This is a genomic window from Demequina sp. NBRC 110053 (genome assembly GCF_002090095.1).
In the GTDB taxonomy this organism is placed as follows: domain Bacteria; phylum Actinomycetota; class Actinomycetes; order Actinomycetales; family Demequinaceae; genus Demequina.
In genome coordinates this window covers 1,326,562-1,340,076 of sequence record NZ_BBRJ01000002.1, presented here as the reverse complement: position 1 = coordinate 1,340,076, position 13,515 = coordinate 1,326,562, and the positions used below count along the sequence as shown (strand labels likewise).

Below are 13,515 nucleotides of genomic sequence, written 5' to 3'. Positions count from 1 at the left end.
GCCATGACCACTCGCACCCTCCCCACCACCATGAAGGCGATCGTCCAGACCCGCTATGGCGAGGCCGACGTGCTCACCTCGGCGTCGCTGCCCCTCCCGGCGCCGGAACCCGACCACGTACTGATTCGCGTCGAGGCCGCCGCGCTCAACCCTGCCGACGTCTTCTACGTGCGCGGCGTGCCGCGCATGGTCCGCCTCGACGGTGGGCTCCGGCGGCCCAAGTCCTCGGTGCGCGGCCACGACGTCGCGGGCGAGGTGGTGGCCGTCGGGGACCGGGTGCAGCACTGGCGTCGGGGAGACCGAGTGTTCGGCGAGGCCGCGAGCGGCTCCCTCGCCGAGTACGCAACGGCAGCCGCGGATCGCATCGCCCGGATCCCTGCCTCGGTGGGTGCGGTCGACGCGGCTGCATCGGCGATGGCGGCGCTCGCCGCGCGCGACGGCCTCGACGCTGCGGGGATGCCCGCGGGAACCGACGCGAGCGGCATGCGCGTGCTCGTCATCGGCGCCTCGGGCGGAATCGGCTCGTTCGCGGTCCAGATGGCGAAGTCCGCGGGCGCGCACGTCACCGGCGTGTGCTCCACGCGCAACGTCGACACGGTGCGAGCGCTGGGAGCCGACGCCGTGCTCGACTACACCCGCGAGGCCGTCACGGACCTGCCCGCGTGGTTCGACGTCATCTTCGACAACGTGGGTGCCGTTCCGATGGAGTCGCTCCATGCGCTCACCACGCCCACCGGCGTGGTGCTGCCCAACAGCGGGCTCGACGGTCCCGACGGGGGCGCGCTCATGCGCGTGGTGCGCACCCATGCGCGGCGGCTCCTGCTGCGCCGGCGCTACCGAGGCTTCGTGTCGACCCCCTCGACCGCGAAGCTCGAGGCGATCGCACGGCTGCTCGCCGACGGCGCGGTCACTCCCCTCATCGACGAGGTCTTGCCGCTCGCCCGCGGCTCCGAGGCCATGGCGCGCGTCGCATCGGGCCACGCACGCGGGAAGGTGGTCGTGACGCCATGAGAGCGGTCACCTACGACCGGTACGGCGGTCCCGAGAGCCACGTGCTCCGCGACGATGTGAAGGAGCCGGACCCCGCGCCCGGACAGGTCCGGATTCGCGTGGGCACGACGGGGCTCAACGCGTGGGACTGGCATGTGTACCGGGGCGACCCGTGGCTCGCCCGGCTCCGCTTCGGGCTTCGCAGTCCCGGCGAGCGAACGCCGGGCTCGGACATCGCCGGCGTCGTGGACGCCGTCGGGTCAGGCGTCGAGCGCCTGACGGTGGGAGACCGCGTGTGCGGCTTCGCCGGGTTCGGCGGCGCGGCGGAGGCGGTGGTGGTGCCCGAGAGCCGCCTCGCGCGCATCCCGCCGTCGCTGAGCGACCAGGCGGCCGCCGCGACTCCGATCGCCGCCCTCACCGCCCTCTACGGGCTCGCACCTCTCGCCCCCGCGGGACAGCGGGTGCTCGTCATCGGAGCCTCGGGCGGAGTCGGCCACATGGCCGTGCAGCTCGCCCGGGTGCTGGGCGCCGCGCGCGTGGTCGCGGTGTGCTCGGACCGCAACGCGACCATGGTCACCGAGATCGGCGCGGACCGCGTCATCGACTACACCCGAGCGTCCGTTCTCGACGCCGGCGAGACGTTCGACATCGTCTTCGACACGGTCGCGACCACGCCGCTGCGGCGCCTGCGGCGGATCATGGCTCCGGACGGCGTCTATGCCCCGGCGGGAGCGCTGGGAGGCGGGCCGATGCTCGGGCCGGCTTGGGGCATGTACCGCTCAGTGGTCGCCGGATGGACCGTCCGCCAGCGCGTGGCTCTGGTGGCGGCGCGGGAGGATCACACGGCGGACGACCTCGCCCGGGCGCTCGGATGGGTCGAGGCCGGCGCGGTGCGCCCCATCGTCGAAAGGGTCTACCGGCTTGAGGAGCATGCCGCGGCGATGGCTCGGCTCGAATCGCAGCACGTCGCCGGAAAGCTGGTGCTCCAGATCACCTGAGCGCGCATCGGCCACGCACCTCCGCGTTGCGGGCGAGGGGCGCTGGCGGCAAGGCCGATGCGTGCGGTGGCTTAGGTTGGAGACATGGCCAGTCGACGCTCGTGCACCGTCTCATGAGCCGCACGTTCGCGTCGCTGGGCTTCTTCAACTACCGCCTCTGGTTCGCCGGGGCGCTGGTGTCGAACGTGGGCACGTGGATGCAGCGGGTCGCCCAGGACTGGCTGGTGCTGACGACGCTGACGGCGGATTCGGGCGTCGCGGTCGGCATCACCACTGCGCTCCAGTTCCTGCCCTTCCTGCTCCTGTCGCCATGGGCGGGCCTGCTCGCCGACAGCTTCGACCCTCGCCGACTGCTGCTGGTGACCCAGACCGCTGCAGGATCGCTCGGCGCGGGCCTCGGAGCGCTCGTGCTGCTCGGGCACGTCGAGCTGTGGCACGTGTATCTCTTCGCCCTGGGTCTCGGCATCGTGGGAGCGCTCGACACTCCCGTGCGCCAGACCTTCGTCGCGTCGCTCGTGCCTCCGGAGTCGCTGCCCAACGCCGTGGGACTCAACAGCGCCTCGTTCAACGCCGCGCGGCTGCTGGGCCCCGCGGTCGCGGGCCTCACGGTCGCGGCCGTGGGACCGGGCTGGGTGTTCATGATCAACGGCCTCACGTTCGTCGCCACGATCGTCGCCCTGCTGCTGATGCGCGCGCGCGAGCTGCGCGGGATCGAACGCGCCAAGCGCGGCAAGGGCCAGGTGCGCGAGGGGCTGCGGTACGTCCGGGGCCGGCGCGACATCGTGGTCGTCATGGTGGTGGTCTGCGTGGTCGCGACCTTCGGGCTGAACTTCCAGCTCACCAGCGCGCTCATGGCGCGCATCGAGTTCGGCCGCGGACCTGAGGAGTACGGCCTGATCGGCTCGGTGCTGGCGATCGGCTCGCTCACGGGAGCGCTCGTCGCCGCACGGCGCAGCCAGCCGCGCCTGCGGCTCATCATGGGCGCGGCGATCCTGTTCGGCGTCGCCAGCGGCGTCATGGCGCTCATGCCCACCTACCCGCTGTACCTGCTGTCATGCATCCCGGTGGGCTTCGCGGCGCTCACCATGCTCACCACCGCGAATGCCGCGATCCAGACCACCACGGAGCCGCGCATGCGCGGCCGGGTGATGGCGCTGTACATGATGGTGCTGGTCGGGGGCGCGCCGCTCGGCTCTCCCCTCGTGGGATGGATCGGGGAGCACGTGGGCCCGCGATGGGCCATCGGGGCTGGCGCAGTGGCGGCCGTCCTCGTGGGCGTGCTGGCCGTGATCTGGTCGGTGCGGCACTGGAACCTCGAGGTGACCGCACATCGCCACCGTCCGCTGCTCGAGTTCACGTACCCGGATGCGTCCAACCCGCGCGACGACGCCCTGGTGCGCCTCAGGGCCCAGCAGATCGAGGACTCGTCCAGCCAGCCCTGATCCGGTCATGCGAGAAGCCGCGCCCCCGGATTCGGGGACGCGGCTCCAGGCTGGGGACTCGCGGCGTCACACGGCGGGGCCGGTGTCCTCGCGACGCTCGGACACCTGGCCGCCCTGCTGCTGGGGAGCGGTGGTCGAGCGCTGCTCGGTGACGGTGGTGCGCTTGCGGTTCTGCGCGTTGACGATGAGCGAGATGATGACGGCGAGCAGCCCCGCTCCCATCAGGATCCATCCGACGAGGTACAGGTTCACCGCGTCGACGCTCTCGTTGAGCGCGAAGGCGAGGATCGCGCCCACTGCGATCAGGAAAATGCCGGTGCCGATGGCCATGACTGGTCTCCTCCCGTAGGGCAACGTCGCCACTCGCGCGAGTGCGCCGGGGACTGTCCCCACGGCGACGCTTGCACCTGTCCCAACCCGTTCGACGCGCGCCACATTCCCGCCAAGCCCGCGCATCGGCGATGTACGAGGCGGTATCAGTCCTCGTCGAACGGCCAGAAGGCCCTGAGCTCGATCGCGCCGTCGTACGCCATGGGGTGCTCGGCTGCCACAGCCACGGCCTCATCCCACGTGTCGCACTCGAGCACATCGAAGCCTGCAATGACTTCGTGGGCCTCCGCGAACGGGCCGTCGGTCACGACCAGCCCACCCCGCCGCTGCCGCACCACGCGCGCCTGCGGCGCTGGACGCAGACGGGATCCCATCAGGTTCACCCCGGAGCTCACATGCTTGTCGCCCCACTCCTCGATGGGCGGCCTCTCGCTCTCGGACGCGTCCGCTCCCACCGGCTCCGCCAGTACCAGCATCAAGAACTGCATGACTCCTCCTTCCGGAGCGGCGCCCCGTGCGCCCTCCGTCACCGCCACGAATCACAGCGTCCATGCACGACATCGTGACCTCATTCTCTGGGATGGCGGGCTGTGGCGCGCGGCGCGCGCTCCGCCGGCGCCGCGCGGGTCGCCTGTCAGCACCCGAGGCCGTACGCAACAATGTCCGCATGAGCGACGACGTGACGATCGAGAACGAGCACTGGCGCATCGGCTTCCTGCCTGAGGTGGGAGGCTCGGTCGCCTTCGGGCAGGCGCGCGTGAACGGCGCATGGGCGGACGTGCTGCGTCCGAGCCCGGCGGATGCCGCCGCACCCAACGACACCGCGTCGTACCCGCTGGTGCCGTGGTCGAACCGGATCCGCGCCGGCAGGCTGCGCTGGGCCGGGCGCACGTACCAGCTGCGCGTGAACTTCCCAGACGGCACCGCCATCCATGGCGCCGGCTGGGACTACCCGTGGAACGTCGTCGAGCACACCGACACCCGCGTGGTCCTCGAGCTCGCCTCTCGGGAGGTCTACGGCGTGAACTGGCCGTGGACCTTCACTGCGCGCTTCACCTACGAGCTCGACGGCCCGGTGTTCCGATGGACGTACGGCCTCACCAATACCGACCACGAGACGTTCCCCGCAGGCTACGGGCACCACCCCTACTTCCAGCGCTCCGTCGCCGGGTCGCCCGAGGCACGCCTCCAGATGGAGGTCGACAAGGCCTACGACCTCGTGGACTGCATGCCCACCGAGGCCGCGGGCGAGATCCGCCCGGCAGCGGACTTCCGCGAGGCACGCGAGATCGGGCAGGAGTTCGTCGACGACTGCTTCACGGACAGGCGCGGCGAGCGTCTCGCGACCATCGAGTGGCCGGGCGCCGTCACCGTCGATGTCCACGCCGATGCCGAGCTCGAGCATGCCGTCCTCTACATACCGCCCGGCCAGGGCTACTTCGCCTTCGAGCCAGTGTCCAACGCGAACGACGCCTTCAACCTCGACGAGGCCCACGTGCCAGGCACCGGCCTGTTCCTGGTTCAGCCGGGCGAGACGCGGTCGTCCACCTTCACGCTCACCGTGCGTGACGCCTGAGACCACCCGATGGACGGTCACGGGCGGCGCAGACCATGGACCGTCACCGCGCTGATCATCTTCACGGTCGCCGGCGGACTGCTGGTGCTGGCCCTCGGGCTCCTCATCATCGCCGCCGTGGCCTTCGCGGAGGAGCCGGTGCGGCGCGCGGCCGATGCGGTCGCGGTCGGGGTGGTCTTCACGGCCGTGGGCACGGCTCAGGTGGGAATAGCCGTCGCGCTGGCGCGACGGCGCAACGGTGCTCGCGTGATCCTCACCGTCGTGCTCGCCTTCAGCATGCTGACCACCGCCTACGACAGCCTGAGCGGGCGCCAGGAGGACGACTCCCTCACGCTCACCGCGGTCGCCTTGAACGCGCTGCTCCTGTTCTTTGCCTGGGACGCCCCCACCCGAGCCTGGTTCCAGACTGAGCGCGACCGGCGCATCGGCCGCGCCGTCGCCAGCACGACCCGCAGCCCGATGCGGCGCGCGCTCGAGATCGCCGCGCAGGTCGCGGTGCTGGGCCTGACCATCTGGGCGACGCCCGGGGTGAGCGCGGATGCGTGGTACTCCGTGGTGCTCGCGGCCGTCGCTGTCGCGGTGGTCTCCTGGGCGCTGCAGCCCTCCGCGCTCTTCGTCGCGGGCCGGTTCGGCTGGGGTGGCGCGCTCGCGATGGCGCTGTTCGCGCAGGCGATCACGATCGGGCTCGCGCTGTGGCTGTCGCCTGGCATCACCGTCGACTCGGTGTGGTGGGCCCTCGTGGCGTCGTGGGTCTTCGCGAGCTTGACCGCAGTGCTCGCGTGGGCGTTCTCCGTCGGCACCGACGACTACCTGCTGGTGCACGCGTCCCGCATGGCGCCGGACCCGAGTGACCTGCCGGACGACGGCCATCGCGGCGTGGTCTTCGTCCAGCTCGACGGCGTGCCGGCGCCGCTGCTCGCTGAGCAGATGCGCGCCGGCAACCTGCCGACCATCTCGCGGTGGATCCGCGACGGCTCGCACGCGGGGACCGAGTGGACCGCGCGCGTGCCCTCGACCACCCCGGTCTCGCAGGCTGGCATCCTGCACGGCTCCACTGACAACATCCCTGCCTTCCGGTGGTGGGACCGGTCGCTGGGTCGCCTGCTCGTCGCCAACAGGCCCGCCGATGCGGCGGTCATCGAGCAGCGCATCTCGGACGGGCGCGGGCTGCTCGCCGACGGCGGGGTGGCGATCTCCAACCTGTTCTCAGGCGACGCTCCCACGTCGCACCTGACCATGTCGGCATCGGGCGGCGCAGGAGCGGCGCTCGGGGACTCGCGATCGTATGCGACGTTCTTCGCGCACCCGGCCGGGTTCTCGCGCGCCCTCGTGCTCACGCTCGGGGAGATGGTGAAGGAGCTCGTCCAGGGCAGGCGGCAGGTGCGGCGCGACGTGCGTCCGCGCGTCCACCGCCGCGGAGCCTACGTGCTGCTGCGTGGGGTCACCAACGTGATGCTGCGCGACCTCAACACCTCGCTGGTGGTCGGCGCGATGGCCACGGGAGCCAAGTCGATCTACGTCGACTATGTCGACTACGACGAGATCGCCCACCACGCGGGAGTCGCGCGCCCGGAATCCCTCGCGTCGCTCGCCGGGCTGGACGCGGTGGTGGCCACCATCGAACGCTTCGCGGCGTCCGGCATCGCGGCGCGCGAGTACGACATCGTGCTGGTGTCGGATCACGGGCAGAGCCAGGGAGCCACGTTCCTGCAGCGCGCCGGGGTATCCCTCGAGGGGTTCGTCACGGCACACACGGGAGGTCGGGCCGTGGCGGTCGCGCGGGATCGCGAGGGCGCCGGCGCGCCCGCCGAGCTGCTGGTCGCGGAGCTCGCCGGCGCCGGCTCGCGCACTGCGCGGGTGGCGGAGCGAGCAATCGCGCGCGCCGATGCCCGCACCGACGAGACCGCTGAACCGCCCGCGCCCGTTGCTGTGCGCCGAAGTCACAGACCAACTGCTGCCGCCGAGCACGATCTCGCACGCCAGGAGCCGACCGATGCAGATGATCTGCGAGTTCGAACCGCCCGCCCCGACGCGGCGGCGAGCACCCCCTCCCTGGCCGTCGTCGGCTCGGGCAACCTGGGTGGGATCTGGTTCACCGACCACGACCACGGACTCTCCCTGCCGGAGCTCGAGAGCCGTCACCCGGGCCTCGTGGGCGCGCTCGCGGCGCACGCTGCGATCGGCTTCGCGGTGGTGCGCACGGAGGACGGACCGCTGGCGATCGGCGAGCGTGGCACGCGCGACCTGCACACGGGCGTCATCACCGGCGACGATCCCCTCGCGGGCTACCCGGCGCACACGGCCGCGGACTTCGCCCGCGCATCGGCCTTCCCCGATGCCCCCGACATCTACGTCAACTCGGTGTATAACGCGAGCATGGACGAGGTCGCCGCGTTCGAGGAGCTCGTGGGCTGCCACGGCGGCGTGGGCGGCTGGCAGACCCGGCCGCTGCTGGTCTACCCGGCCGCGTGGCGCATCGGGCGCGACCTCGTCGACCCGACGGGGAGGCTGTACGGCGCGGACGCGGTGCACCGCCAGCTCGTGCGCTGGCTCGAGGAGCTCGGGCACCGGGAGGGGCAGAGGGCCGATGCGGGTTCGAGCGGCGAGGCCGCGCCCCGCTAGTATGGTGGCCTGCACCGCCGGTGGACTCGATCGCTCGGGCGGTGCGCGCGGGTGTAGTTCAATGGTAGAACTTCAGCTTCCCAAGCTGACAGCGCGGGTTCGATTCCCGTCACCCGCTCCCATGGAAGGCCCTCTCGCGGGAGGGCCTTTCGTCACGGGGCGACGCGGGGCCGAGCCGCCGGAGCGACACTCAAAGTCCAGCGTCACTCAAAGTTCAGCGCTGTGACCGGTCACAGTGAGGGGTGGCGCCCTCTACAGTGGAGCCATGAGCGCCGACGGACTCGCACAGGCCCAGCAGAAGATGCGCGACGGGGGCGTCTCGCCCGCCGCGATCGACGTATTCAGCCACTACTACGCGGCCCTCGAGGCGGGCGCGACAGGGCTGATACCCGAGGAGACCATCGAGCCGCTGCTCGAGCCGGACCGGCTCGAGGACATCGAGATCGACGACCACGCGGCGGCGCAGGCCCTGTCAAAGACCGTCATCATCAAGCTCAACGGCGGGCTCGGCACCTCGATGGGCATGGACCGCGCCAAGTCCCTGCTGCCCGTGCGCGAAGGCAAGACCTTCCTCGACCTCATCGCGGGCCAGGTCCGGAAGGCCCGCGAGGCGACGGGGGCTCCGCTCCCGCTGGTGCTGATGAACTCCTTCCGCACGCGCGAGGACTCGCTGGAGGCGCTCGCGGCTCACGCCGACATCGCCGTGGACGGCCTCCCGCTGGACTTCCTGCAGAACCGCGAGCCCAAGATCCGCGTGGACGACATGACGCCGGTGTCCTGGCCAGCTGACCCCACGCTCGAATGGTGCCCGCCCGGCCACGGCGACATCTACACCGCGCTGCTGTCATCGGGCGTGCTCGAGCGCCTGCTCGACGCCGGGTACAGGTACGCAAGCGCGTCGAACAGCGACAACCTGGGCGCCGTGCCGAGCGCCCGCATCGCGGGCTGGTTCGCGGCATCCGGCGCACCGTACGCGGCCGAGCTGTGCCGCCGGACGGCCGCAGACCGCAAGGGAGGGCACCTCGCCATCCGCAAGGCGGACGGCCAGCTGATCCTGCGCGATACGGCACAGACCCCGCCGGACCAGATGGACTACTTCACCGACGAGCACCGCCACCCCTACTTCCACACCAACAACCTGTGGTGGGACCTCGAGCAGCTTCACGCGGCGCTGACCGAGCGCGGCGCCGTGCTGGGACTGCCGCTCATCCGCAACGAGAAGACGGTCGACCCCACCGACGCGAGCTCGCCCAAGGTCTTCCAGATCGAGACCGCGATGGGCGCCGCGATCGAGGTGTTCGAAGGAGCGACCTCCATCGTCGTGGGCCGCGACAGGTTCCTTCCCGTCAAGACCACCAACGACCTGCTGCTGCTGCGCTCGGATGCGTACCGGCTCGACGAGGACGGCGCCCTGCGCCTCGCCGTCGACCAGGCGCCGCTCGTCGACCTCGACCCGCGCTTCTACAAGACCGTAGGCGACTTCGACGCGCGGTTCCCCCAGGGCGCGCCATCCCTGCGGGCCGCCGCCTCGCTCACCGTCCGCGGCGACTGGACCTTTGGCGCCGATGCGGTGGTCACGGGCGACGCCACCCTCGAGGACGCCGGGGCACCGGGAACGGTCGGGGACGCCGTCACGCTCGAAGGCTGAGACCTACTCGAGGTCTGCGCACGACCCCTCGGACATGCCCTCCGTGGCGGTGTACCTGTACGCCTCGACCGTTCCGCCGTCGAACGTGAGGTCGAGGCACCAGTCCGACGCAGTCGTGCCACGGTACGTCATCGTGGAATCGCTCGACAGCTCGGACACGATGGTCGCGCCGCCCACCGAGTAGCCCCCGGTGACGGCATCGATCTCGGGCGCCGCGCCCGTCTCCACGGCCACCGTGGCGGCCGCCGCGCCGAGGGCGCTGACGTCCTGCTGGGCCTGGACGTCGATCTCCTCGGGCGAGGTGCCCTCGGCGAGGAGGAAGTACGCGCCGAGTCCGAGCGCGACCAGCCCCACCCAGCCCAGGATCGCCCCGGCGAGCGCGAAGGAACGGTGGCGGGCGCGCCCCTTGTTCGCGGCTGAGAGTCCCAGGTGGCCGAGGACGATGGCGACGGGGCTGAGCAGCAGCGCTCCGGTGACGAAGGAGGCGATGCCCATCCACTCGCGGTCGACCTCGGGCTCGCCGGCATCCTCGTCGACCGCTTCTGACGTCTCAGCGCCCTCGGGGGGCGTGGGGCTGGCCGGAGCGACGACCGGCGGCAGGACCTGCGTCGCGCCATCGTCCTGATCATCGACGGCGGGAAGCACCTCCGTCCGCTGCTGGTCGCCCTGACCGTCCGGCTGCCGCGCAGGCTCGTCCGGGGCGGGACCGTCGGTGGCAGCCTCGCCGGGGGCAGCCTCCTCTGCGACAGCATCGTCCGTGGCGGCATCGTCGAGAGCGACCGCGTCGTGCTCGCCGTCCGCCGCGTCGCCATCGCCGGCCTCCTCATTGCCGATCGCGGCGTGATCGGACTCGCCGGCGTCCGTCGCGGGCTTTTGCGACCCGGCATCTCCTGCTTCGTCGTCCTCGCCAGGTGGGGCAGCCATCGGCTCGCCTCGCATGGGCGCCGTCGCCGCAGTGCCCGCGAGGACGGCCGCCCCGCCCGTGCTCGGGTCGAGCAGCGGCGCATGCGCGCCGTCGTCCTCGCCCGATCCGGCGCCGTCGATCTCGTCGGAGCCCTCCACATCCGAGTGTGGCCCTGCCGCCTCGCTCGAGCCGTCATCTCCAGAATCGGCGACGCGATCCAGACCGGCGGGCGACGGCGCTGAGGGGCTCGGCTCGCCCGCGCTGGGCGCGCTGGCGCCAGAAGCGCTCCTCACGACGTCGGCCCATGGCACGCCGGGGGGCGTGCTTGCGGAAGCACCCTCGTCGGGCTGCTGCGGGTCGGGCATCGCACCTCCAGTCGAGGGTCGCACCCTCGTGGATCAACGTACAACGGACGCGGGTACGTGCGCCGGAGGCGAGCGGAACCGCGCTCACGCGCGAGGCCCCCAAAGCTGCGACGGCCGGGACGGAGCCCCGCAGGCGTGTCGGTCCCCGACGCGCGAGCGCGCCCGTCGTAGATTGGGGATAACGGCCACTCGAGGGCGGCCGGGCAAGGCGAAGGCCCCCCGCAATTGGAGTGCGGGGGGCCTTGCCATGACCGAGAAGTTCTCGCGATCTGGGGATAACTCCCCGACCGCGACGGCCGCGATTGACGATGCGGCTACACCCCCCGAAGGGTGGTGTCCTTCCGGTCGACGCTCCGGGCCGCCAAGCCCCTGTGCCGTCACCCACAGTTCGCCAAGTTCTGCCAGAAGGCGGATCCTGACGACGCGGACCGACGTTGTCCGAAGCGTCCGGCTCTCCAGCCCCACCTACCGATGTACCAGGCATGTCGACCCGGGTGACCCGAGTCGCGCAGCTGATCCATCGGCCCCGATTCGGGTCCTGCGACCCGCCCGAGGCGGTGGAACTGCAGTTCCGATGGGACTAGTCGTACTCGGGTCCGCGGGGGCGCGCAAGCCCAATCACGGACTTTTTTTCATCCACCTTTTCTTCACAGCGTTGTCCACCGGTATTGCTCCGCGTTTACCCGAACTTCACAGGCCTGTGGAGGAAATCTGTGGACAACCGTCGAGTTGTGGAAACCGCTGGGGATCACCGATCGCGATCGCGCTGAGCCGTGCGAGCGAGCATCGCGTTGTACGCACGGAGCTCGGCGTCGTCGTCGCGCTCCGCCTGGCGATCCTTGCGCCGCGCCTCCTTCTCGTCCGCACGCCGCCACGCGATGATCACTCCGATCGCGAGAAGCACCACCGGAAGCTCACCGATCCCCCACGCCAGCGAGCCGCCATACTGCTGGTCCGTGATCGCGTCGGGTCCCCAGTCGCGCCCCATCAGCCCGAACCACCGTGGTGCGAGGAGCACCTCGGAGGCCATCAGCGAGACACCGAAGAACGCATGGAAGGCCATGGTCGCGAAGATCATCACGATGCGCAGCGCATACCGCGGGCGGTTAGGCCCGGGGTCGATCCCCACCAGGGCGTTTGCGAAGAAGTAGCCCGCGAGCGTGAAGTGGACGAGCATCCACAGGTGCCCGACGTGGTTGGTGAGCGCGAACTCGAACAGCGGCGAGTAGTAGAAGACCACCAGCGAGCCAGCGAAGTTCACGGCCGCGACGATCGGGTTTGACAGGAACCGCAGGACCCGCGAGTCGATCACGCCCCGCAGGTACTCCCGCGGCCCGCGTGAGCCATCAGTGCGCGCCGGCAGTGCGCGCAGCGCGAGCGTGACCGGAGCGCCGAGGGCGAGGGGAAGCGGCGCGACCATCACCAGCAGCATGTGCTCGACCATGTGGCCAGAGAAGGTCACCATGCCGTAGACCATCGGCGCGCCCTGGGTGATCCACACCATGACCGCGATGCCCAGCAGGAACCATGCGGTGCGGTGCCAGGGCCACCGATCGCCGCGGCGACGCAGGCGCGTCGCCCACCTCACGTACACCGCGCCGGCAGTCACCACGGCGAAGGCGCTGAGGATCTCCAGGCGCCACAGCGTCAGCCAGTTCAGGAAGGTCGGCGCCGGCGGCAGCTCGTAGCCGGTGAGGAAGTACGCCGGCGAGGGCTCCTCGACGGCCTCGATCGGCACCGGCGGCGCGGTGCCCGACAGCACCACGGCTGTGAGCACCACCGCCACCAGCGCGCCGACGTCGACCATCATCACGCGCCAGAAGCGCTCTCTCACCTGCTCATCGGAGAGCCGCGGCAGCGCGACCCGACGGTGCCGCGCCGCAAGCGCGACGGCGAGCGACATGAGGAGCATCTTGAGCACGATCAGTCGCCCGTACGTGGTGGACCAGAGGTCGGAGACGTGCGCCAGGCGCAGCCACGCGTTCGCCGCTCCCGACACGATGATCCCGACGGCCGCCCACAGCGCGATCCGCGAACCGCGGAGCACGGCCGGCTTGGCGTCGCCGCCGAGCGGGCCACGCATGAGGAGCAGCGCGCCGATGACGCCCAGCCACAGCGCCGATGCGCTGATGTGGAGGAACAGCGACGACACCGCCAGGTGGTGGTCGGCGGCGCCGGCGGCATGCCCGGTCTGCGCCTGCCACCCGAGCGCCCAGGCCACAGGAAGCAGCGACCACGCCGCCGCGACCGGCGTGCGCACGAGGGCGGCGAGCACCGACACCACGATCGCGCCGAGCGCCATCTGGGCGTAGGCCACGCCGACGTCGATGGTCGTGACGAAGGCCCAGACCTCCTCGACGAACCGCTCGGGATCGACGGGCGAGTTGCGGATGAAGGCGTAGGAGACGAAGACGTACGCGACTGCGGCAACTGCCCACGCCACAGACGCCCATCGGGCGATCGCGGCGGCCCTGGCGACGGCGCGGTGGCCCACGGGCAGCAGCGTCGCGATGGCCAGGAGCCCCCCAACGGTGAACGCCAGCGCCACATCGCGGATGCCGCCGGCCATCGTGACGAGGGTCTCGGCTGGCATGGATTAAGGGTACGCGCGGGCAGGCGCGTCGCTGGCCCCGCCGAGGG

General features: G+C 71.3%; 10 protein-coding genes and 1 tRNA gene. 7 read left to right on the top strand and 4 right to left on the bottom strand.

Annotated elements, in window-relative coordinates:
• Nucleotides 1–3: 3 nt before the first annotated feature.
• From B7K22_RS06350 to B7K22_RS06340, 3 genes are all read left to right on the top strand, one after another.
• Nucleotides 4–1,011, top strand: coding sequence for an NAD(P)-dependent alcohol dehydrogenase (locus B7K22_RS06350; RefSeq protein ID WP_084039116.1), 1,008 nt, complete (start codon nt 4–6; stop codon nt 1,009–1,011).
• Nucleotides 1,008–1,988: an NAD(P)-dependent alcohol dehydrogenase gene (locus B7K22_RS06345; RefSeq protein ID WP_084039115.1), complete on the top strand. Its 981-nt coding sequence runs from the start codon at nt 1,008–1,010 to the stop codon at nt 1,986–1,988. Before B7K22_RS06350 ends, B7K22_RS06345 begins: the two co-directional genes overlap by 4 nt.
• A 113-nt stretch (nt 1,989–2,101) precedes the next feature.
• Nucleotides 2,102–3,430 (top strand): MFS transporter, encoded by a 1,329-nt coding sequence (locus B7K22_RS06340; RefSeq protein ID WP_084039114.1) that lies wholly within the window; start codon nt 2,102–2,104, stop codon nt 3,428–3,430.
• A gap of 66 nt (nt 3,431–3,496) precedes the next feature.
• Here B7K22_RS06340 and B7K22_RS06335 read toward each other — a convergent pair whose 3' ends face one another.
• Nucleotides 3,497–3,760: a DUF6458 family protein gene (locus tag B7K22_RS06335; protein WP_084039113.1), complete on the bottom strand. Its 264-nt coding sequence runs from the start codon at nt 3,758–3,760 to the stop codon at nt 3,497–3,499.
• Between the two features lie 146 nt (nt 3,761–3,906).
• Nucleotides 3,907–4,248, bottom strand: a complete 342-nt coding sequence (locus tag B7K22_RS06330) for a YciI family protein (RefSeq protein ID WP_084039112.1) — start codon at nt 4,246–4,248, stop codon at nt 3,907–3,909.
• Nucleotides 4,249–4,427: 179 nt separating this feature from the next.
• On the opposite strand from B7K22_RS06330, the gene B7K22_RS06325 reads away from it, so the two are divergent.
• The 4 genes from B7K22_RS06325 to B7K22_RS06310 all read left to right on the top strand — a co-directional run bounded on the left by B7K22_RS06325 (nt 4,428) and on the right by B7K22_RS06310 (nt 9,606).
• Nucleotides 4,428–5,336: an aldose epimerase gene (locus tag B7K22_RS06325; RefSeq protein ID WP_159448784.1), complete on the top strand. Its 909-nt coding sequence runs from the start codon at nt 4,428–4,430 to the stop codon at nt 5,334–5,336.
• Nucleotides 5,337–5,345: 9 nt separating this feature from the next.
• Complete coding sequence (locus B7K22_RS06320; RefSeq protein ID WP_084039110.1) at nt 5,346–7,958, top strand: alkaline phosphatase family protein; 2,613 nt, start codon at nt 5,346–5,348, stop codon at nt 7,956–7,958.
• Between the two features lie 47 nt (nt 7,959–8,005).
• Nucleotides 8,006–8,076, top strand: a tRNA-Gly gene (locus B7K22_RS06315).
• Nucleotides 8,077–8,223: 147 nt separating this feature from the next.
• Nucleotides 8,224–9,606, top strand: coding sequence for a UTP--glucose-1-phosphate uridylyltransferase (locus B7K22_RS06310; RefSeq protein WP_084039109.1), 1,383 nt, complete (start codon nt 8,224–8,226; stop codon nt 9,604–9,606).
• Between the two features lie 3 nt (nt 9,607–9,609).
• Here B7K22_RS06310 and B7K22_RS06305 read toward each other — a convergent pair whose 3' ends face one another.
• Nucleotides 9,610–10,668, bottom strand: coding sequence for a DUF4190 domain-containing protein (locus B7K22_RS06305; protein ID WP_084039108.1), 1,059 nt, complete (start codon nt 10,666–10,668; stop codon nt 9,610–9,612).
• A gap of 955 nt (nt 10,669–11,623) precedes the next feature.
• On the bottom strand, nt 11,624–13,468 hold the full coding sequence (locus B7K22_RS06300; RefSeq protein ID WP_084039107.1) for a cytochrome c oxidase assembly protein: 1,845 nt from the start codon (nt 13,466–13,468) through the stop codon (nt 11,624–11,626).
• Between the last annotated feature and the right edge of the window lie 47 nt (nt 13,469–13,515).